Origin of the sequence: Achromobacter sp. SLBN-14 (assembly GCF_006715415.1) — a bacterium.
Classification (GTDB): domain Bacteria; phylum Pseudomonadota; class Gammaproteobacteria; order Burkholderiales; family Burkholderiaceae_B; genus Achromobacter; species Achromobacter mucicolens.
Window position 1 is genome coordinate 2,893,788 of sequence record NZ_VFNE01000001.1, and the last position, 18,768, is coordinate 2,912,555.

Annotated in this window: 19 protein-coding genes; 4 read left to right on the forward strand and 15 right to left on the reverse strand. The window is 66.1% G+C overall.

Going from position 1 to position 18,768, the window contains the following annotated elements; translation table 11 throughout:
- Positions 1-125: 125 nt before the first annotated feature.
- Positions 126-803, forward strand: coding sequence for a GntR family transcriptional regulator (locus tag FBY20_RS13295; RefSeq protein ID WP_056319843.1), 678 nt, complete (start codon positions 126-128; stop codon positions 801-803).
- Between the two features lie 54 nt (positions 804-857).
- Here FBY20_RS13295 and FBY20_RS13300 read toward each other — a convergent pair whose 3' ends face one another.
- Both FBY20_RS13300 and FBY20_RS13305 read right to left on the reverse strand, forming a co-directional pair.
- The gene (locus FBY20_RS13300) at positions 858-1,508 is read right to left on the reverse strand and encodes a carbonic anhydrase (protein ID WP_056319841.1); all 651 of its coding nucleotides are present in this window, start codon (positions 1,506-1,508) and stop codon (positions 858-860) included.
- 187 nt (positions 1,509-1,695) lie between these two features.
- Positions 1,696-2,040: an FxLYD domain-containing protein gene (locus FBY20_RS13305; protein WP_056319838.1), complete on the reverse strand. Its 345-nt coding sequence runs from the start codon at positions 2,038-2,040 to the stop codon at positions 1,696-1,698.
- 218 nt (positions 2,041-2,258) lie between these two features.
- On the opposite strand from FBY20_RS13305, the gene FBY20_RS13310 reads away from it, so the two are divergent.
- Positions 2,259-2,585, forward strand: a complete 327-nt coding sequence (locus FBY20_RS13310) for a PsiF family protein (RefSeq protein WP_062839027.1) — start codon at positions 2,259-2,261, stop codon at positions 2,583-2,585.
- Between the two features lie 72 nt (positions 2,586-2,657).
- Here the strand turns inward: FBY20_RS13310 and FBY20_RS13315 are convergent, their stop codons facing one another.
- The 6 genes from FBY20_RS13315 to FBY20_RS13340 are packed head-to-tail and all read right to left on the reverse strand — an operon-like array spanning position 2,658 to position 6,517.
- Positions 2,658-3,698 (reverse strand): cyclase family protein, encoded by a 1,041-nt coding sequence (locus tag FBY20_RS13315; protein WP_062839028.1) that lies wholly within the window; start codon positions 3,696-3,698, stop codon positions 2,658-2,660.
- A gap of 5 nt (positions 3,699-3,703) precedes the next feature.
- The gene (pcaD, locus tag FBY20_RS13320) at positions 3,704-4,483 is read right to left on the reverse strand and encodes a 3-oxoadipate enol-lactonase (RefSeq protein ID WP_142052613.1); all 780 of its coding nucleotides are present in this window, start codon (positions 4,481-4,483) and stop codon (positions 3,704-3,706) included.
- A 58-nt stretch (positions 4,484-4,541) separates the two neighbouring features.
- Positions 4,542-4,838: a YciI family protein gene (locus FBY20_RS13325; RefSeq protein WP_056319830.1), complete on the reverse strand. Its 297-nt coding sequence runs from the start codon at positions 4,836-4,838 to the stop codon at positions 4,542-4,544.
- Positions 4,839-4,850: 12 nt separating this feature from the next.
- Positions 4,851-5,126 (reverse strand): muconolactone Delta-isomerase, encoded by a 276-nt coding sequence (catC, locus tag FBY20_RS13330; RefSeq protein ID WP_056319828.1) that lies wholly within the window; start codon positions 5,124-5,126, stop codon positions 4,851-4,853.
- Positions 5,127-5,186: 60 nt separating this feature from the next.
- The gene (locus FBY20_RS13335; RefSeq protein ID WP_056319825.1) at positions 5,187-5,831 is read right to left on the reverse strand and encodes a 3-oxoacid CoA-transferase subunit B; all 645 of its coding nucleotides are present in this window, start codon (positions 5,829-5,831) and stop codon (positions 5,187-5,189) included.
- The gene (locus tag FBY20_RS13340; RefSeq protein WP_056319823.1) at positions 5,828-6,517 is read right to left on the reverse strand and encodes a 3-oxoacid CoA-transferase subunit A; all 690 of its coding nucleotides are present in this window, start codon (positions 6,515-6,517) and stop codon (positions 5,828-5,830) included. The genes FBY20_RS13335 and FBY20_RS13340 overlap by 4 nt, the downstream gene beginning before the upstream one ends.
- 195 nt (positions 6,518-6,712) lie before the next feature.
- On the opposite strand from FBY20_RS13340, the gene FBY20_RS13345 reads away from it, so the two are divergent.
- Positions 6,713-7,495 (forward strand): IclR family transcriptional regulator, encoded by a 783-nt coding sequence (locus tag FBY20_RS13345; RefSeq protein ID WP_142052616.1) that lies wholly within the window; start codon positions 6,713-6,715, stop codon positions 7,493-7,495.
- Positions 7,496-7,545: 50 nt separating this feature from the next.
- Here FBY20_RS13345 and FBY20_RS13350 read toward each other — a convergent pair whose 3' ends face one another.
- From FBY20_RS13350 to ppc, 5 genes are all read right to left on the reverse strand, one after another.
- Positions 7,546-8,274, reverse strand: a complete 729-nt coding sequence (locus FBY20_RS13350; RefSeq protein ID WP_056319817.1) for an SDR family NAD(P)-dependent oxidoreductase — start codon at positions 8,272-8,274, stop codon at positions 7,546-7,548.
- Positions 8,275-8,417: 143 nt separating this feature from the next.
- Positions 8,418-9,758, reverse strand: coding sequence for a short-chain fatty acid transporter (locus FBY20_RS13355; protein ID WP_056319815.1), 1,341 nt, complete (start codon positions 9,756-9,758; stop codon positions 8,418-8,420).
- 169 nt (positions 9,759-9,927) lie between these two features.
- Positions 9,928-10,863, reverse strand: a complete 936-nt coding sequence (locus tag FBY20_RS13360) for a 3-hydroxyacyl-CoA dehydrogenase family protein (RefSeq protein ID WP_142052620.1) — start codon at positions 10,861-10,863, stop codon at positions 9,928-9,930.
- A 908-nt stretch (positions 10,864-11,771) separates the two neighbouring features.
- On the reverse strand, positions 11,772-12,593 hold the full coding sequence (locus tag FBY20_RS13365; protein ID WP_142052623.1) for an alpha/beta fold hydrolase: 822 nt from the start codon (positions 12,591-12,593) through the stop codon (positions 11,772-11,774).
- Positions 12,594-12,605: 12 nt separating this feature from the next.
- Positions 12,606-15,455, reverse strand: coding sequence for a phosphoenolpyruvate carboxylase (gene ppc / locus FBY20_RS13370; RefSeq protein WP_142052626.1), 2,850 nt, complete (start codon positions 15,453-15,455; stop codon positions 12,606-12,608).
- Between the two features lie 166 nt (positions 15,456-15,621).
- Here ppc and queC point away from each other — a divergent pair, with 166 nt between their 5' ends.
- Positions 15,622-16,341 carry a 7-cyano-7-deazaguanine synthase QueC gene (gene queC / locus FBY20_RS13375; RefSeq protein ID WP_056319804.1) on the forward strand — a complete coding sequence of 240 codons (720 nt, stop codon included), beginning with the start codon at positions 15,622-15,624 and terminating at the stop codon, positions 16,339-16,341.
- Positions 16,342-16,938: 597 nt separating this feature from the next.
- On the opposite strand, the gene FBY20_RS13380 is transcribed toward queC, so the two are convergent.
- Both FBY20_RS13380 and FBY20_RS13385 read right to left on the reverse strand, forming a co-directional pair.
- Positions 16,939-18,180, reverse strand: a complete 1,242-nt coding sequence (locus tag FBY20_RS13380) for an MFS transporter (protein ID WP_142052629.1) — start codon at positions 18,178-18,180, stop codon at positions 16,939-16,941.
- On the reverse strand, positions 18,177-18,722 hold the full coding sequence (locus tag FBY20_RS13385; RefSeq protein WP_142052632.1) for a GNAT family N-acetyltransferase: 546 nt from the start codon (positions 18,720-18,722) through the stop codon (positions 18,177-18,179). The genes FBY20_RS13380 and FBY20_RS13385 overlap by 4 nt, the downstream gene beginning before the upstream one ends.
- Positions 18,723-18,768 lie beyond the last annotated feature (46 nt).

The following is an 18,768-nucleotide window of genomic DNA, read 5'->3' on the forward strand; positions in this document are numbered from 1 at the left end:
GCCGTAGGGCAGGTATAGGGGCTTACCCTGAACCACGTTTGATTTACGACAGAAGCACTATGGAAAGCCCTGAGATAGGGCTAGAGCACACTGCCGCATGTATTCTTCATGTATACAATTGCCGCATGGATACGCTATCTCAACACGTCACCGATACGCTGCGGGACTGGGTGCTGCACGGCAAGTTCAGTCCTGGCGCCCGGCTGGAAGAAATCCCGCTGGCCGAAAAACTGGGCGTGTCGCGCACGCCGGTACGCGCGGCGCTCGCCACGTTGGGCAACGAAGGCCTGCTCGAACATTTGCCCAAGCGCGGCTACACCGTGCGGGCTTACGACATCGGGGAGATTGTGGCGGCGTATGAAGTGCGAGCCGCCTTGGAGGGCCTGGCCTGCCGGCAGGCGGCGCTGCGCGGCCTGTCGAATGACGCGGTCGCGGTGCTGAAGAACTGCCTGGACGAGGGCGACCGGATTCTTGCCAAGGGCGTGTTGCTGCCGGAAGACCATCTGCCGTACCAGCAGGTCAACATCACCTTGCACAACGGCATTCTTGAGGCGGCGGGCAATCCGTGGGTGAAGCGGTTTGCGACGCAGGCGCAGGCGATTCCGTATGCGTCGGACCGGATCATCCTGTGGGAAGACCACGGGATCATCCTGCGCTCGCACGATGACCATCATCGGATCGTGAGCGCCATCATCGCCCGCGACGGCGCGCGGGCCGAGGACCTGATGCGCGAACACGTGTACTACGCGGGCATCATCCTGAAGAACAACTACGAGCGGCTGGCCCAGGCGTACCGGGTTTGAACGGTCCGGCGCGCCTGTCGCAAGCCAGTGGCGCGGGCGCAAGGCCCGCGCCACTTATTCCGTGACGCCCGTTTCCAGGCAGGGCTTGAACTCGCCGGATTCCGGATCGCGCAGGAACAGGACGCCGGTGGCCACGCCAAAATAGGCGCCGTGCAGTTCCAGTTCGCCCTTTTCGACGCGGCGGCGGATGGACGGGAACGTCATCAGGTTGTTCAGGCTGTGCGCGACGGTGGCCAGTTCCAGGCGCTTCAGGTTTGCCTGGCGGTCGCCGGTCTCCGGGGACATGCCCTTGGCGACGGGTTCGATCTGCGACATCCATTTGCCGATGAAATCGCTCTTGCTGAGCGGCGTGGCGTCGTCGAAGAAGAAGCGGATGCCGCCGCAGGAGGCGTGGCCCAGCACGACGATGTGCTTGACGTTCAGGCCGTTGACCGCAAATTCGATGGCGGCGCTGGTGCCGTGGTACGACGATTCCGAGTCGGGATCACAGGGCGGCACGAGGTTGGCCACGTTGCGCACCACAAACATTTCACCGGGGCCTGCGTCGAAGATCGCTTCGGGCGACACGCGCGAGTCGCAACAGCCAATGATCAGGATTTCCGGGCTTTGGCCGATTTCGGCCAGCTTTTGGTAGCGGCTGCTTTCCGTCTGGAAGCGGCCGTCAAGGAAGGATTGGTAGCCTTCGGAGAGTCTTTTGGGAAACATGATCTTCAGTTCCTAATATCGAGGCCAGGCTTGCTGGCGCGCCGGCATACGCACGAAGGGGCTTCGTGTGGAAGCCCCTTTTATCGAGTCGGCAGTCGGGATTTTCCCATAATTGGGCTGATAGCCACCTGTCTAAACCCTGATATTGAAAGGGTTTTTTTGCGGCGGGTCGAAGCCCTGGGCAGCCTTAGCGGGCCGCCACGTCCAGCGGGGTCACGCGGGCGAATTCAAGCGGCGTGATGGCCTTGACCACCTTGATCTGGCCGGGGGCGAGGGGGCCCACGATGTCTTCGCTGACCCGGCCGACCTCGCGGTTCTGGGCGTCGTACAGCACGTAGGTCAGAAGGACGCTATTGACGGGGCGTTCGGACTGGTTGGCCAGGAAACCGGTGATGGTCGAGACGTTGCGGGTGCTGTCGCGCACGGCCTGGACGTTGCCCAAAGTGACGCCGTAGGCAAGGCTTTGCGCGCCAGCGGCGGCGGCGCAGGCGCTGGCCAGCACGGCAATCGAGGCGAGGATGATTTTTTTCATGGGCGTCTCCTGGGGCTCGCGGCGCGGGTTTTGCCTATCTCACTCCTTTCCGGCCGGGGATACAACGGGTCAGATGGATGAATGGGTAACAGGTTGCGGCGGAGGTTGCGAAGGCGCGGGGATTGTCCGATGATGACCGGGCCGGCGCCTTGGCCGGCGGACCGTGCAGCCCCGCGTCGCGCGTGCCAATGCGTTTGGGGCGCTCAAGGGAGGAACTCATGCTTTCCCGTACCACCCAGCTGGCCTCGGCCATCCTGTTGTCCGCATGTTTTGCCGGCGCGCAGGCCCAGACCCCCGCCGCGCCCTCAACCGCCAAGACGCCCACGCCGCAGCAGCAGCGCATGTCGGACTGCAACAAGGCCGCCGAGGGCAAGAAAGGCGACGACCGCAAGACCTTCATGAGCAGCTGCCTGAAGGGCGAGGAGCCCGCCAAGCAACTGACGCCGCAGCAGCAGAAGATGAAGGACTGCAACGCCAAGGCCGGCGAGCAAAAGCTGACGGGCGAGGCCCGCAAGACTTTCATGAGCACCTGCCTGAAGGGCTGACCGCCCGGCAAGCAAAAACGCCAGACGAGGTCTGGCGTTTTCTTTGGCCCGCTGACACCGGCGCGACGCGCGTCACGCCGTGGCAATCGGCGTGACCGGCGACCCAATGGCATGCGGCAGGCGCAGCGGGGGCGCGGTCAGCATGAAGTGGTGGCGGCCGTTGGCATGCAGGAAATCCGCCAGGTCCTTCAAATACCAAAGCTCGGCCAGCGGCAGGCCCAACTTGAACAGGCAGTGGTGATGCAGCGGCAGCATGGGACGCGCGCCGGACTTTTCGCGGGCGGGGTAGGCCTCGACCGCGTAGTTGTCGGCGCAGATGGCGGCGATGCCGCTGTCGGTGATCCATTGCAGCAGCGCGTCGTCGGTGCCGTCCAGCGCGGCGCCGTAGGTGTGCAGCACCTCGGGGTCCGGGGCGCCGTTCATGGCGACCACGGCTTCGGCGTAGCCGGTGCGCAGCACCAGCATGTCGCCGGGCTCCACGTCGATGCCGTCCGCGTCCAGCACATGCATCAGTTCGGCGTGGCCGATCAGCGTGCGGCCCGGGCCGTAATGGCGGAACAGGTCCACCAGCACCCCGCGGCCCTGCATGCCCTTTTGCGCTAGGTTCTCGACGCCGAGCTTCAGCGCGGCGGACGGGCCGCCGCTGTTGCAGCCGCAGCCGGTGTGGTCGCCGTCGGCGGGGCCCACGACGTCCACGCCGGCTTGAAAGCCGTTGTAGTAGCGCAGTTCGGGCGTGCCGTCTCCATCGGCGTCAAACAGCGCGCCCACGTGCGCCAGCGCGTCCCACTGCGTCGAGTACTGCATGGACAGCAGCACCTGGTCGTCGCTCAGCACATCCAGCGCGTCCGGATTGACGTTCTTGAGCGGGAAGTTCAGGTACGGCGTGTCCTTGAGCTTCGTGGGGCTTAGCTGCGGCGGATGGCGGCGCGGGTTGAGCACGTTGCCGCCCGGCAGGTCCAGAGGCAGGGACAGGCAGAAGGTCTTGCCGGCGCGGATCTCGCGCGCGCCTTTCAGGACCTGCTCTTCGGTGATGAGGTTCAGGCGCCCGAGTTGGTCGTCGGGCCCGAAGTCCCCCCAGTTGGAGCCTTCGGGCCGGTGCTTCCAGCGTTGCATGCGGCTCACCCCGTCAGGAAGTCGACGACCACGCGGGTGAAGGCTTCCGGTTGCTCCCAGTTCGAGATGTGGGAGGTGTTCAGTTCGACATAGCGCGCGCCGGGAATGGCGGCGGCCAGTTCCTGGCCTTGCGCGGGCGTGGCGGCCAGGTCGTGCGTGCTGCTGATGACGAGTGTGGGCGCGGTGATCGAAGACACCTGTTCGCGGAAGTCGGCGTCGCGCAGCGCGGCGCAGTTGCCCGCGTAGCCCGCGTCCGGCGTGCGGCGCAGCATGTCGACCAGGACCTGCGTGAGGCCGGGTTCGGCGGCGCGGTAGCCGTCGGTCAGCCAGCGCTCGACCAGCGTGGGGGCCATTTTTTCCAGCGTCTGCTCAGCCACGGCGGCGATGCGGGCGCTCCAGCCTTCCGTCGAACCGATGCGCGCGGCGGTGTTGCACAGGACCAGCTTGCCGACGAGTTCGGGGCGCGCCAGCGCCAGCCACAGGCCGGTCGGGCCGCCCATCGACAGGCCGCAGAAGTGCGCGCGCTTGATGTCCAGGTGCGCCAGCAGTTCGGCGACGTCGTTGCCCAGCTGCTCGAAGCTGTACTCGCCTTCGGGGACCGAGGACTTGCCGTGACCGCGGGTGTCGTAGCGCAGCACGCGGAAGTGGCGGGTCAGTTCGGGGATCTGGCGGGCCCACATGTCGGCGCAGGTGCCCAGCGAATTGGAGAGCACGAGCACCGGCGCGTCGGCGGGGCCATCGATGACGTAGAACAGCCGTGCCTGGCTGAGATCGGCATAAGACATGTGGGATTCCTTCCGGGAAAGCCGCGGCCGCGCGGCGTTGACGGCGGCCGCGCGGGGATTACAGGTGGCAGACGCCGTCGACGTAGGCTTTGCGCCAGCGGGTGATGGTCACGCGGTCGAACAGGTCGGCCTGCGCGAAGGGGTCGGCATCGATGAACTGCTGCGCGGCTTCGCGCGTGTCGACGTCGACGATGTACAGGCCGCCGCCGGCATCCTTGCCGTCATCCTGCAGCTTGGCGCCGCACGCCAACAGGAGCTGCTTGTTGGCGTCCAGGTATTCCAGGTGCTTGGCGCGGTGCTGCTGGCGCATGTCCTGGTGGTTGGGCTTGTCGAAGGTTTCGATGATGTAGGGCATGCGAGGCTCCTGTCAGATCGCCGAGGGATGGCGCGCGAGCGCCGTGACTTCGATATCCATGTACGGGAACAGCGGCAGGGACGACAGCAGCGCATGCAGTTCGTCGTTGCTTTCGACGTCGAAGATGCTGACGTTGGCGTAGCGGCCGACGACACGCCACAGGCTCTTCCATTTGCCGTCGCGCTGAAGCTGCTGCGCCAGGGCCTTTTCGTCGGCCTTCAGTTTGTCGGCGCGGTCGGCGGGCATGTCGACGGGCAGATTGACTTGCATTTGAACCATGAACAACATGATGGACTCTCCATGATGCCGCCCCGGCTGGCGGGGCGGTGTATCGGCAATTAAGGGACTTCAGTTCGCAAACTTGAGCGGCAGGCCGGTCAGGCGCAGCAGCTCATCGGCGGTCATGTCGCCGAAGATGTCGGTGACGGTCACGCCGTCCTTGTTGATGTCGAACACCGCGACATCGGTGTACACGCGCGACACGCAGCGCACGCCGGTCAGCGGATAGGTGCAGGTCTCGACCAGCTTGCTCTGGCCTTCGCGGGTCTGCAGTTCCATCATCACGAAGACGTCCTTCGCGCCGATGGCCAGATCCATCGCGCCGCCCACGGCGGGGATGGCGTCGGGCGCGCCGGTGTGCCAATTGGCCAGGTCGCCGTGCTGCGAGACCTGAAAGGCGCCCAGCACGCAGATGTCCAGATGGCCGCCGCGCATCATCGCGAACGAATCGGCATGGTGAAAGAAAGAGCAGCCGGGCAGTTCGGTGACGGGCTGCTTGCCGGCGTTGATGAGGTCGTAGTCTTCCTCGCCCTTGGCGGGCGCCGGGCCCATGCCCAGCATGCCGTTTTCGGTGTGCAGGATGACTTCGCGGCCGGCCGGCAGGTGGTTGGCGACGAGCGTGGGCAGGCCAATGCCCAGGTTGACGTAGGCGCCTTCGGGAATGTCCTGCGCGACGCGGGCGGCGATCTGGTCGCGGGTCAGTTTGGTGCTCATTGCTGCTCCTTGGCGGCCGCTTGGCCTGCGATCTGCACGACGCGCTTGACGAAGATGCCGGGGGTCACGACGGTTTCGGGGTCCAGCTCGCCCAGTTCGACGATTTCGCGGACTTGGGCCACGGCGACGCGGGCGGCGCTGGCCATGATGGGGCCGAAGTTGCGGGCGGTCTTGCGGTAGACCAGGTTGCCCCAGCGGTCGCCGCGTTCGGCCTTGATGAGCGCGTAGTCGGCATGCAGCGGGTACTCCAGCACGTACTGGCGGCCGTTGATTTCGCGGGTTTCCTTGCCGTCGGCCAGCGGCGTGCCGTAGCCGGTGGGCGTGAAGAACGCGCCGATGCCGGCGCCGGCGGCGCGGATGCGCTCGGCCAGGTTGCCTTGGGGCACCAGTTCCAGTTCCAGCTTGCCGCTGCGGTACAGGCCGTCGAAGATCTGCGAGTCCGCCTGGCGCGGAAACGAGCAGATGATCTTGCGCACGCGGTTGGCGCCCAGCAGCGCGGCGAGGCCGGTGGTGCCGTTGCCGGCGTTGTTGTTGATGATGACCAGGTCCTTGGCGCCCTGTTCAAGCAGGGCGTCGATCAGTTCCATGGGCTGGCCGGCAGTGCCAAAGCCGCCGATCATGACGGTGGCGCCATCGGGGACGTCCGCCAGGGCGGCGGCAGCGCTTGCAACAAGCTTAGAGATCATGATGTTCGCTCATAGGTGGCGTGTCATAATTTGTTCTTCTTTCGAACTTTCGTTCTTCTGAAGAACATCGTTTCATGGGGACTGCGAAGGCGTCAAGGCATGCCCGCACGCCGCACTCTCCATCGTTCGGAGTCGCCCGCAAGGGGCAACGCAGGGCTCGCCGGCGGCGGGCCTTTTACTCTTGGAACCAGACGGATGGCCGAGCAAGATCCCCAGCAACCCAGCGACAGTTACGTGCAATCCTTCGCGCGCGGCCTGTCGGTGATCCGGGCCTTCGGCCCCGACCGTTCGCAGATGACGCTGTCCGAAGTCGCGGCCGTGACGGGCCTGACCCGCGCGGGCGCGCGCCGCATTCTGCTGACGCTGGAGCACCTGGGCTACGTCACCGTCGACGACCGCAAGTTCTCGCTGACGCCGCGCATCCTGGAGCTCGGTTACGCCTATCTGTCGGGCACGCCGCTGTGGAACCTGGCGCTGCCCTACATGGAAGAAGTCGCCGAGCTGACGCGCGAATCGTGTTCCGTGTCGGTGCTGGAAGGCGCCGACATCGTCTACATCCTGCGGCTGTCGACCCATAAGGTGATGACGATCAATCTGGCCGTGGGCAGCCGCTTGCCGGCGTGGGTGACGTCGATGGGCCGCGTGCTGCTGGCGGGCCTGCCGCCGGCCGAACTGGACCGCGTGCTGGCGATGAGCCAGATCCAGCGCTACACGGCGGATACCGTTACCGACATCGATGAGATCAAGCGCGTGCTGGCCGGCGTGCGCGCCGATGGCTACGCGTGCGTGGCGCAGGAACTGGAGCCCGGCCTGCAGTCGGTGGCGGTGCCCATCATCGACCGCAGCGGCCGCGTGATTGCCGCGATGAACGTCAGCGGCCATGCCAACCGGTTCTCGCGCGAGGCGATGCTGGAGGCCTTTCTGCCGCCGCTGCGCCGCGCCGCCGACCAGATCAACCACGCGCTGCTGCGCCGCTAGGCGGCGCGGGCGGATGGCGAGGTCGGTCGGCAGGGACATGGCGGCCGCGTTCAGATGGGTGCGACGCCAAGCGTCGTGCCGCCGCAGACATACAGCATCTGGCCGGTGACAAACCCGTTGTCGGGCGACAGAAAGAACATCGCGGCGCGCGCGACGTCTTCGGGGGTGCCCAGGCGCTTGACGACGATGCTGTTGATGATGCGCTCGGTCTGCGGCGCGCCGGCGGGATTGCTCTTGGTGAAGAGGTCGGTGGCGATGGGGCCGGGGCCGATGGCGTTGACGGTGATGCCGTCGCCGCCCAGTTCCATGGCCAGCGTGCGGGTCAGGCCCACCAGTCCGGCCTTCGTGGCCGAATAGACGACACGATCCGGCTTGCCCAGCGCCGCGCGCGAGGACATGTTGACGATGCGGCCAAAGCCGGCTTCGCGCATGGCGGGCAGCGCGGCCTGCACCAGGATGAGCGCGGTGCGCAGGTGCAGATTGACGACGTAGTCCAGGTCGGCCAGCGTGGCGGTGTCGGCGGTGCCGGGCCGCGTGGCGCCGGCGTTGTTCACGAGGCCGACAATGTTGAACGCGCTGGTGACCTCGCGGGCGACTTCCTGCGTGCGCGCTTCATCGGTCAGATCGGCCTGATACGAGACCAGACCCGCCGGCGGATTCTCGGGCAGCTTGTAGTCGATGTTGACGACCTTGTGGCCGGCATCGAGCAGCATGCGGACGATGGCGGCGCCGATTCCGGCGCTGCCGCCGGTGACGAGATACGCGGTGGGTTTGGTCATATCAATTCCCGTTCGGTTCAAAAAAACACGGCTCTGACAATAGCCCTAGTCCCGCCCCAGATCGGGGACACCGCCAGATCCGGCTCCGCCGGTCTGCAGGTGTCGCCCCTGGGGGCGCGCGTGAGCGCGTAGGGGGGGACCGATCAATGCGTCAGATAGCCCCATGCCAATACTGCGGTGATGTGGATCACGCCGACCCACAGCATCATGATGACGGTATAGCCCATCACGTCGCGCAGCTTCAGCTTGGACAGGGCCAGCGCGGGCAGGATCCAGAAGGGTTGCACGAGGTCGTTCCAGGCGTTGCCCAGCATGACGGCCATGGTGGTCTGGTTGAGCGCGCTGCCGATTTCCTTGGCGGCGTCGATCATGAACGGACCCTGGATGACCCAGTGGCCGCCGGCGGACGGCGCAAAGAAGTTGATGACGAACGAGCTGATCAGGCCCCAGAACGGCAGCGTTTCAGGCGTGGCGACGTCGACAAAGACCTTGGAGATCGAGGTGACCAGACCCGAGGCGGCCATGATGGCCATGATGCCGGCGTAGAACGGGTACTGCAGGATGATCCCGGAGATGGTCTTGATGCCTTCGGTCAGCTTGGCGACGTAGGCGGCGGGGGTGCCGAGCAGGATGATGCCCAGGAACAGGATGATGAAGTTGATGAGGTTCAGGTCCAGCGAACCGCCGTCCATGAAGTGAAAGACGACGTAGGCCACGCCGAGCGCGCCGATGAGCAGGCTGAGCAGGCGGCTGTTGTTGAGCTTGGAGGCGAGGGTGCCCTTTTCGAGCATGTCTTCGGCGGCGCTGGACGCGTTGGCGTCGCGGTCGATGTTGGGATCGACTTCGACGATGGCTTCACCCTTCTTGGGGTGCAGCCAGGCGTTGAGCAGCGGCAGGGTGATGATGATGACCAGGCTGGTGATCAGCATGGGCACGGAGAAGATGGTTTGGGACAGGGGGATGGTGCCCATCTGCGCGGCGGTGGGGTGGCCGGGCGTGGCGACGAGCACGGGGATGCTGGCCGACAGGCCAAGACCGTACATGGTGAAGCCGCTGTAGGCGGCGGCGATGATCAGGGGGTAGTGCACGCCCTTGACCTTCAGGGCCAGTTTCTTGGCGACGATGCCGCCGATGACCAGGCCAAAGCCCCAGTTCAGGTAGCTGCCGATGCCGCCGACGAGGGTGGCGACGATGATGGCGGTGTGCGGCTTGTGGACGTGGCTGACGATGCGGTTGAGCATTCGGTCGGTCAGCGGCGCGGTGGCCAGCACGTAACCCATGGCCAGGATGACGGCCATCTGGGTGGTGAAGGCCAGGAGGCTCCAGAAGCCTTTGCCCCAGGCGCGAGTGACGTCGCCGATGCTCTGGCCTTCGATGCCCATGGCCAGCAGCACGGTGAGCAAGGTGAGCGCGATCGCAAAGACAAAGGGATCGGGCAGATACTTGCGCATCAGCTCGGTAAAGAATGAAGCCAATTTATTCATGGTGCCTCCAACAACTCCGTAAGGCGGTTCTCTGATGTCCGGCGGCGCGCGTCATCGGGTGACGATGCGGGCGCGCGGGACGATTGCTTTTCTTTGTGTGGGTGGGCTCGTGGCCCGATGGCGCGGTCGGTCTTGGCCGCCGCGCTTTTTGTGGATGTTTGAGAACGGCTCAGGAGCCGCCGGCCTTGCCGTTCAGCCAGGCGGCCAGTTCGCCAAGGGCGGCGCTTTTCTCGCGCAGGACGCGTTCGCGGCGTTCGGGGCTCCAGGTGTAAAAGCCCTGGCCGCTCTTGGCGCCGAGGTGGCCGCTGTCGACTTTGCTTTTGAGCAGGTCGGACGGTTCGGTGCGGTTCTCGAGGTCTTTGTAGAGGTAGCTGGCGATGGCGTAATGAACGTCGATGCCGTTCATGTCGCGCTGTTCCAGTGGGCCGGACAGGGCGAGGCGAATGCCGAGGCTCCACTTGACGACTTCGTCGATGTCTTCGGCGCTGGCAACGCCCTTTTCCAGCAGGGAGATGGCTTCGCGCGCAAGCGCATGCTGGATGCGGTTGGCGATGAAGCCGGGGATGTCCTGCCGCACGAGGACGGGGCGTTTGCCGCCGAAGCGCAGGGTGGCCATGACTTTGGCAACGGTGTCCTCGGAGGTGTCGTCGTTGCGGACGACCTCGACGAGCGGAATGACGTCGGCGGGGGTGAAGAAGTGGGCGCCCACGAAGCGGTCGCGGCGCTGGACGGCGCTGGCGATGGCGTTGATGGACAGGCCGGAGGTGTTGGTGGCGAAGATCGTGTGCGCGGGGCACAGGGTGTCGAGCTTGGCGAAGATGCCGCGCTTGAGATCCAGGTTCTCCGGGACGGCCTCGATGACGAGGTCGCTGGCGGCGGCAGCTTCGAGGCCTTGCTCCATGCGGATGCGCTGGATGACCTGCTGGACTTCGCCGGGCGCGTAGACGTTCAACTGCCGTTCGATGGTCTTGAGGGCTCGGTCCAGGGCGCCGTCGACCGGATCGATCAAAACGACATTGAGTCCCTTCGAGGCGAACAGCGCGGCAATGCCGCTGCCCATGGCGCCTGCGCCGATGACGGCGAGATTTCTGAGGGGAGTGTCCATATGGCTCGCTTGGTGCATGCGGCTGCTGCTTGCACGCGGGCACGCGGGGACCAGGAGGAACGCTGTCTCGTCCGAGGGTGCCTTTCTGTGCGCGGCTGGCCAGAAAAATCTTTGTGTTCTATATACGAACATTTGTGCGTGTATAGAATTTCTGTGGGGGATAGTACTAAAAGTTGCTGGGGGTGGACAAATGGGGGTTGGGGGGTGTTCGGTGGATGGACGGTGGTGCGCGCTTGGACATCGGGCTGGGGTATGTGGGCGAAGGGTTTGTGTGGCTAGGTGATGGCTTGTGAAGCGGTGACGTGCGCTGATCCTGTTCGCAGGCTGCTGTCTTTGCGGATGGGGGAGTGTTTGGATTTTTGTGTGCAGGCCTATGATGGTTTTCAAGGAGACCGAGGCAGGGTTCTTTTGGCGCCCGGCGCGTCGTCGGCCTGGGGCGCGCGGGGCTACGATTGCGGTCCGGAGCCTTCGCTCCGGACTGCCCCGTTGTCATCGTCGTTGTCGCCTCCGGCGACTGCCTTCCGATTCCCTCGGGCGCATCTACACGCCCCGCGCACCCCAGGCCGCCGCCACACCGGGCTCGGGTGAATTCAGCTTGGCCGGCGCTGGGGCGGGTGGGGTTCTTGAGGTTCTTGCTTGCGGTCGTGCGGGTTTGAAGCGTCTTGCGGTGCCCGCCCCGCGGCGGCCGCGCGGGCGGCCTGGCAGGGCTTACGCGGTGTCTTGCGTTGGCGTGATGACGCTTCGCGCTCGCCCAGTCGTCTTGGTATCTGACGGCGGCCTAAATGCAGATGCTCTTAGGTGTCTGACACCCTTACGCACAGTCGTTTGAATCGGCGGATCGTGTTGCCGGGTGTCTGACACCGGCCGCAACGCGATGCCGGTTAGACAATTCAAATTGCACCCCTGCCTTAAGTGCAGCGTTTGACCAGATCCTTAATCAGTGCGGCCACCTCGTCAGGCTGCTCAAGCCCAGCAAGATGGGCCACGGCTTCCAGCGCGTGACCCTGCGCATTCGGCAGCAGCCGCGACACCTTGTGGGCGCGTTCCTGAATATGAGGAAAGTCCAACTCCCCCCATATGACCGACGCAGGAATATCGATCATTCCCAGTCGGGCGAACGCCTCGATATCGTCGCGATTGGTTCCGATTGGCGTCGCCGCCAGCGCAATCGCGTTCATTTCCAAAAACAAGCGTCGTGTTTCGCCGGTAACGCGCCCGGGATCGGCCAGCGGCCCGTCCAAAAAAAGCTCCGCCTTGATCTCGTTGATCCGGTCACGATCTGCGGCTGCCTCCGCCTGTCTCTGACGCCCGACCTGTTCCAGGATCTCTGGCGAATAGACGGGCGCCGGGGCGCCGTTCACGGTGGGCGAAATCAGCATCAGGCCGCCCACTCGGGCGGGGTGCATCAAGGTTGCATTCAGCGCGATGTTGGCGCCCTGGGAGCAGCCGGCCAGGATCACGGGTGTAGAACCAACCGTGGCGTCGATGACGGCGATCAGGTCCGCGACGGCGGAGTGGTCCTGCGGTTCCGCCCGTGTTTCCCCGAAGCCCCGTCGGTCATACGCGATGGCTTGGTAGTTCGGCCCGCTCGCCTCCAACTGCGCGCGCCACATGCGCCTGTCGCAGATGTTGGCGTGCAGGAAGACGACAGGCATGCCGTTGCCCGCCGTTTCCGTGGCGATCATGGCGGCGCCGCACGCGACCTGCAATGTGGCATTTACCGAGCTCATGGGTGGCGACACCTACCCCGAATTCCGCAGCCCCGCCGCGATTCCGTTGATCGTGAGATGGATCGCGCGCTGCACGCGCTTGTCGACCTCTGCGGTGGGCTTTTTCTGCGCCGCGCGATGCCGGCGGATGAGGTCGATCTGCAGATAGTTCAGCGGGTCGATATACGCGAAGCGTTCGCGCAGCAGGATTTGCAGCGTGGGGTTGTCGGCGAGCAGTTCGCGTTGGGTCAGCAGTTTGAGCATGGCGAGCGTGCGGCCGTGTTCGGCGCTGATGGCGCCGAAGATGCGTTCGCGCAGGGCGCGCTGGGGGACGAGTTGGGCGTAGCGGGCGGCGATGGCCAGGTCGGATTTGGCCAGCACCATTTCCATGTTGGAGAGCAGGGTGCGGAAGGCGGGCCAGTCGCGGGCCATTTCGCGTAGTTGGGCGAGGCGGCCGCGGCGGGAGCGGGGGGCGTCGGGGGCGCCGGTTTCGAGGTAGGCCTCGATGGCCGAACCCATGCCGTACCAGCCGGTGAGCATGAGGCGGCATTGGGCCCAGGAAAAGCCCCAGGGGATGGCGCGCAGGTCTTCGATGCGTTGGCCCTTTTTGCGGGAGGCGGGACGCGAGCCGATGTTCAGGCCGGCGATTTCGCTGATGGGCGTGGCGGCGAAGAAGTATTCGGCGAAGCCGGGGGTGTCGTAGACGAGGCCGCGGTAAGTGCGTTGCGCGGTGTCGGACATGAAGGACATGGCGGGGCCGTGGTGGGCCATGTGGGCGTCTTCGGCGCTGGTGGCTTCGGCGCGCGGGGCGAGGCTGGATTCGAGGGTGGCGGCGACGAGGAGTTCAAGGTGCCAGCGGCCGACTTCGGCGTCCTTGTACTTGCTTTGGATGACTTCGCCTTGTTCGGTGAGGCGGAACTGGCCGGCGACGGTGCCAGGAGGCTGGGCAAGGATGGCGTCGAAGCTGGAACCGCCGCCGCGGCCGACGGAGCCGCCGCGGCCGTGAAAGAGGCGCAGGCGGACGTTGCGGCTGGAGAAGACATCGACCAGCGCGCGTTCGGCCTGGTAGAGCGACCAGTTGGAGGTCAGGAAGCCGCCGTCCTTGTTGCTGTCGGAGTAGCCCAGCATGACTTCCTGCGCGCCGTTTTGCGCGCGCTTCACGCGTTGGCGGATTTCGGGCAGGTCGAGCCAGGCGGCCATGATGTCGGCGCCGCGTTGCAGGTCGGGGATGGTTTCAAAGAGCGGCACGACCATGAGGCCGTCTTCGGGAAGAATGTCCTGTCCGGCGGGCGCGATGAGGCCGGCCTCTTTCTGCAGGACCATGACTTCGAGCAGGTCGCTGAGCGTTTCGGTGTGCGAGACGATGGTCTGGCGCACGGCCTGTTTGCCGTAGCGCGCGCGGCCGGCGGCGGCGGCGCGCAGGACGGCGAGCTCGCGGGTGGTGTCTTCGGAGTAGGCGATCCAGGGCGACGCGAGCGGGCGCGCCTGGGCGAGTTCGGCGCGCAGGAGTTCGACGCGTTCGTCTTCGGTCAGGGCCAGGTAGTCGAGGGGCTTGCCGTTGTGCGTGACGCCGGCGCGCGAGAAGAGTTCGGCAAGCGCGGCTTCGTGGACATCGGAGCTTTGGCGCAGGTCGACGGTGGCCAGGTGAAAGCCGAAGACTTCGAGGGCCTGCTGCAGGCCGGACAGGCGCAGCTTGGCGAGGGGGGCGCCGTGGTGCGCGGCGAGGGATGCGGCGATGACGGCGAGGTCGGCGGCGAATTCCTGGGGCGCGTCGTAGGCGGGGGCGGCGACAGTGCTGCGGCGGGCAAGGTTCTGGCCGGTCAGGCGCAGCGCGGTGGCGGCCAGCCGGGCGTAGACGCCGACGAGGGCGCGCCGGTAGGGTTCGTCGCGGCGGTGCGGGGAGTCGTCCCCGCTGCGCTCGGCGAGCGCGAGCAGTTCGGGGTCTGCGGCGATGAGCAGGGTGGTGATGGACAGTTCGGCGCCCAGCGCGTGGACTTCCTGCAGGTAGTGTTCGAAGAGGACGGTGGCCTGGCGCAGCAGGGCGCGTTCGAGCGTGGCGGCGTCGACGTTGGGATTGCCGTCGCGGTCGCCGCCGATCCAGCTGCCCATGCGCAGGAAGGGTTCGAGCGGCGGGGGCGGCGCGGCGAAGGGCTTGGCGGACTCGCGGTTGAGCAGTTTGGAGAGGTCGCCGTACAGGCGCGGGATGACCTGCAAAAAGGTGCTGCGGTAGTACGAGAGCGCGTTTTCGATTTCGTCGGCGACGGTCAGGCGCGTGTAGCGCAGCATGCGGGTCTGCCACAGGGTGGCGACGCGGCCGAGCAATGCGGTGTCGAGTTCGGCCAGTTCGTCGGGCGTGAGCTGGGCGTCGCGCTGCGCAAGCGCGCTGGCGATTTCGCGGTGGACGTCGAGCGTGCTTTTGCGCTGCACTTCAGTGGGGTGCGCGGTGAGGACGGGCATGACGCAGGCTTCGGCCAGCAGTCGGCGGATGCGCGCCACGCCGACGCCCTGGCCGCCAAGCACCTGGATGGCTTCGCGCAGGCTGCCGCGCGCGGGCGTGCCGTCGGTGAGGGCGCGGGCGCGCTGGCGGCGGTTCTGGTCGCGGTCTTCGGCGATGTTGGCCAGGTGCAGAAAGTAGCTGAAGGCGCGTGCGACGGAGTTGGGGTCGCTGCCTTGCAGGCGCTTGACGCGTTGTTCGAGCAGTTTGCTGTCGGCGTCGTCGCCTTCCCGGCGGAATTTGACGGCGGTGCGGCGTAAGGTTTCGATGGTGTCGAAGACACGCTTGCCTTCGCATTCTTCGATGACTTCTCCTAACAGTCGGCCTAACAGCCGGATATCGTGACGCAAGGGTTCTGCGGAATCTGACTGCGTGCGCTTGGCATTCATCGTGCGGGGATCCGTCTGACGGCTGTTGGAAGAGGAAAAGTCGAAGCGGGCGTTGCGGGCAAACCTTGAAAATGATGGGTCGATTTTACGCAGCGTTCCTTACGGGGAAGGCGGTTTGCTCGGTTAAAGTGCGAGGTATCCCTTCGTTATTCCAGAAGCCCCCTTTATGCAAAATCATCAACGTCGCGCGCTCGTGCTGTTTTCGGGCGGCCAGGATTCCACCACTTGCCTCGCCTGGGCGCTTGACCGCTATGCGCATGTGGAGACGGTGGCGTTCGATTACGGGCAGCGCCATCACATCGAACTGTCTGCGCGGCTGAATGTGCTGCGCGAGATCCGGGCCAATTTTCCGGACTGGGCGGCGCGGTTGGGCGAGGACCATCTGCTGGACCTGAAGGTGCTGGGTCAGGTGGGCGATACGGCGATGACGAGCGACCGCGCGATCGAGATGCAGGCCAATGGGCTGCCGAATACGTTTGTGCCGGGGCGCAATCTGTTGTTCCTGACGTTGGCGGCGGCGCTGGGGTATCGGCGTCAGCTGGACGTGCTGGTGGGCGGGATGTGCGAGACGGATTTCTCGGGGTATCCGGATTGCCGGGACGACACGATCAAGGCGCAGCAGGTGGCGTTGGGGCTGGGACTTGGGTCACGGGTGACGATCGAGACGCCGCTGATGTGGATCGACAAATCTGAGACCTGGGCGCTGGCTTATGCGCTCGGCGGTGACGCGTTGGTGGAGACGATCGTCGAGGAAAGCCATACGTGTTATCTGGGGGAGCGGGGGGCTCGGCATGATTGGGGGTATGGGTGCGGGGAGTGTCCGGCTTGCAAGTTGAGGAAGATCGGGTGGGAGAAGTGGGTGGTGGCTTCGGCGGCTGAGGGGTGAGTGGCTGGTCAGCTCGGCAATGGCCTGGAGCTGGTTCTTGAGACGCCCGGTGTTTCGGCGGCCTGGAGCTGGTTCTTGAGACGCCCGGCGCGTCGTCGGCCTGGGGCGCGCGGGGCTACGATTGCGGTCCGGAGCCTTCGCTCCGGACTTCCCCTTTGTCATCTTCGTCAGCGCCTTCGGCGCTTCCTTCAGATTCCCTCGGGCGCATCTACACGCCCCGCGCACCCCAGGCCGACGACACGCCGAGCTCGGGTGAATTCAGCTTGGCGGGCGTTGGGACGAATTGAGTTCTTGAGGTTTTTACCTGCGGTTGCTCGGGTATGAAGCATCTTTCGTTGCCCGCCCCGCAGCGGCCGCGCGGGCGGCCTGGCGGGGCTTACGCGGTGTCTTGCGTTTGGTGATGACGCTTCGCGCGTGGTTGTGCTTTGTCGCGTCAGCGGGTGTCTGACAGCGGCCGAGCGTGTCTGTATCGCCCCCCATCTTTGTCGAGGCACCTTGCCTGGTGTCTGACACCCTACAGAGAAGGCGGTCCGCTTTTCCTCGCCGCTTCATGGGTGTCTGACACCGTCGTCACACCGTCCTTGCTCCCCGCATCACTCACACGGTGTCTCGCACTGCCGGTTCGGCAGCGCAAGCCACGGCTTTTGTCTTTTCGTCTTCCCGCACCCGCCCGATGAATTTCCATCTCAATACGACCGCCGCGGCCGCAATGATCGCGGCTATTGCCGCTGATGCGCCCATCGCTGCTCGTGCGCCGTGGGCGTCGATGATGAACGCATACGCAACCGGTGCGGCGGCGGTGAGTAGAAAGCTGGGGATCAGCAACGCTCCAACCAGCGCGCCGTAGCTTCGGAAGTCGAAGAGCGCCAGCGGCAGGGTGCCGCGGGTGATGGTCATGAGGCCGTTGCAGGCGCCGTAGAGCAGGGTGTAGGCGGCGGTGGTGTAGAGGTTGCCGCCGGGAACGAGGGCGAGCAGGAAGCATAGGGGGAGGGCGAGGCCCACCGCCAGGTTGAGGGTCAGGGGATGCAGGCGGGCGCCGATGAGGACGTCGCCGAGGCGCGCGGCGAATTGGCCGATGCCCCATAGGGCGGCGACGCTGACGGCGGCGGCGGTGGCCAGGCCCAGGCCGGTCAACAGGGAGAAGAGGTGGGCGGCGTTGCCGGCGGCCAGGAAGTTGGTCAGCATCGCCATGACGGCGTACAGGGTGCCGGCCAGGCGGCGTTCGGCGGCGGTGCGGGTCAGGGCGGTGGCGGCCTTGCCGGGGTCGGTGTGGGTGGCGGCGGTGTAGCGGCGGCGGGGCAGGGCCAGGTAGAGGGGGACGGTGGCGAGCGCCAGTGCGGCGTAGCACCAGGCGGCGCCGCGCCAGCCCAGCCATTCGGCTAGGAAGTGGCCGACGGGCCACATGACGGTGGATGCCAGGCCGCCGAAGAGGGTGATCTGGGACATGGGCCGGCGCGCGGCGGGGCCGGCGGCGCGGGCCAGGGCGGCGAAGGCGGCGTCGTACAGGCACAGGCGCATGCCGACGCCCAGCGTGGCCCAGGCCGCGAAGTAGAGGGCGTGGGCGTGCGTGACGGCGAGCAGGGCGCAGCCCAGCGCGGACAGCACGGCACCGGCGGGCATGACGCGGTGGCCGCCCCATCGGTCCACGGCGGCGCCGGCGGCGGGCGAGACCAGGGCCATGACGACGATGGCGGCGGAGAAGCCGCCGTAGATGGTGGCGGCGTTCCAGCCCAGGTCGGCGGTCATGGCCGGGCCGAGGGCGCCGATGAGGTAGAAGGTGACGCCCCAGCCGACAAGCTGGGTGAGCCCCAGGCAGATGACGGCGTGGGGGCGGATCATGGGCGTTGCGGGGGCGTGGTGTCGCCGTCGCCCAGGCTGCGCTGCATGAGGACGGTGTCACGCCATTCGCCGTGCTTGTGGCCGACGGAGCGCAGGGTGCCGACGGGGTGAAAGCCTTGGCTGGCGTGCAGCGCCAGCGAGGCGGCGTTGCGGCTGTCGCCCACGACGGCCAGCATCTGGCGCCAGCCGGCGGCGGTGCAGCGTTCGATCAGGGCGGCGAGCAGCTTGCCGCCGATGCCCAGTCCGGCGCGGCCGGCCTTGACGTAGACGGAGTCCTCGACGGTGTGCCGGTACGCGGGGCGCGGGCGGTAGGGCGTGACGTAGGCGTAGCCGACGACTTCGCCGTTGATCTCGGCGACGAGGTAGGGCATTTCCCTTTCCAGGACGCCGGCGCGGCGCTGGCGCATTTCGGCGATGGAGGGCGGGTCGACCTCGAACGAGGCGGTGCCGTGCTGCACGTGGTGCGCATAGATGGTCTTGATGGCGGGCAGATCGGCTTCCGCGCTGTCGCGGATGAGGACGGTGGGCGAATGGGGCGACATGGAAATGGCCGGAGATTAAGGGGGCGGTCAGGTGTGCAAGGAGCCG

What these genes read in the sequence shown, in the direction of transcription:
- pcaD (WP_142052613.1), bottom strand. Translation starts at nt 4,483, where the DNA reads ATGTCTTATGCCGATCTCAGCCAGGCACGGCTGTTCTACGTCATCGAT.
- FBY20_RS13335 (WP_056319825.1), bottom strand. Translation starts at nt 5,831, where the DNA reads ATGAGCACCAAACTGACCCGCGACCAGATCGCCGCCCGCGTCGCGCAG.
- FBY20_RS13325 (WP_056319830.1), bottom strand. Translation starts at nt 4,838, where the DNA reads ATGCCCTACATCATCGAAACCTTCGACAAGCCCAACCACCAGGACATG.
- ppc (WP_142052626.1), bottom strand. Translation starts at nt 15,455, where the DNA reads ATGAATGCCAAGCGCACGCAGTCAGATTCCGCAGAACCCTTGCGTCAC.
- FBY20_RS13305 (WP_056319838.1), bottom strand. Translation starts at nt 2,040, where the DNA reads ATGAAAAAAATCATCCTCGCCTCGATTGCCGTGCTGGCCAGCGCCTGC.
- FBY20_RS13355 (WP_056319815.1), bottom strand. Translation starts at nt 9,758, where the DNA reads ATGAATAAATTGGCTTCATTCTTTACCGAGCTGATGCGCAAGTATCTG.
- FBY20_RS13350 (WP_056319817.1), bottom strand. Translation starts at nt 8,274, where the DNA reads ATGACCAAACCCACCGCGTATCTCGTCACCGGCGGCAGCGCCGGAATC.
- FBY20_RS13295 (WP_056319843.1), top strand. Translation starts at nt 126, where the DNA reads ATGGATACGCTATCTCAACACGTCACCGATACGCTGCGGGACTGGGTG.
- FBY20_RS13360 (WP_142052620.1), bottom strand. Translation starts at nt 10,863, where the DNA reads ATGGACACTCCCCTCAGAAATCTCGCCGTCATCGGCGCAGGCGCCATG.
- FBY20_RS13385 (WP_142052632.1), bottom strand. Translation starts at nt 18,722, where the DNA reads ATGTCGCCCCATTCGCCCACCGTCCTCATCCGCGACAGCGCGGAAGCC.
- FBY20_RS13380 (WP_142052629.1), bottom strand. Translation starts at nt 18,180, where the DNA reads ATGATCCGCCCCCACGCCGTCATCTGCCTGGGGCTCACCCAGCTTGTC.
- FBY20_RS13340 (WP_056319823.1), bottom strand. Translation starts at nt 6,517, where the DNA reads ATGATCTCTAAGCTTGTTGCAAGCGCTGCCGCCGCCCTGGCGGACGTC.
- FBY20_RS13365 (WP_142052623.1), bottom strand. Translation starts at nt 12,593, where the DNA reads ATGAGCTCGGTAAATGCCACATTGCAGGTCGCGTGCGGCGCCGCCATG.
- FBY20_RS13315 (WP_062839028.1), bottom strand. Translation starts at nt 3,698, where the DNA reads ATGCAACGCTGGAAGCACCGGCCCGAAGGCTCCAACTGGGGGGACTTC.
- queC (WP_056319804.1), top strand. Translation starts at nt 15,622, where the DNA reads ATGCAAAATCATCAACGTCGCGCGCTCGTGCTGTTTTCGGGCGGCCAG.
- FBY20_RS13345 (WP_142052616.1), top strand. Translation starts at nt 6,713, where the DNA reads ATGGCCGAGCAAGATCCCCAGCAACCCAGCGACAGTTACGTGCAATCC.
- catC (WP_056319828.1), bottom strand. Translation starts at nt 5,126, where the DNA reads ATGTTGTTCATGGTTCAAATGCAAGTCAATCTGCCCGTCGACATGCCC.
- FBY20_RS13310 (WP_062839027.1), top strand. Translation starts at nt 2,259, where the DNA reads ATGCTTTCCCGTACCACCCAGCTGGCCTCGGCCATCCTGTTGTCCGCA.
- FBY20_RS13300 (WP_056319841.1), bottom strand. Translation starts at nt 1,508, where the DNA reads ATGTTTCCCAAAAGACTCTCCGAAGGCTACCAATCCTTCCTTGACGGC.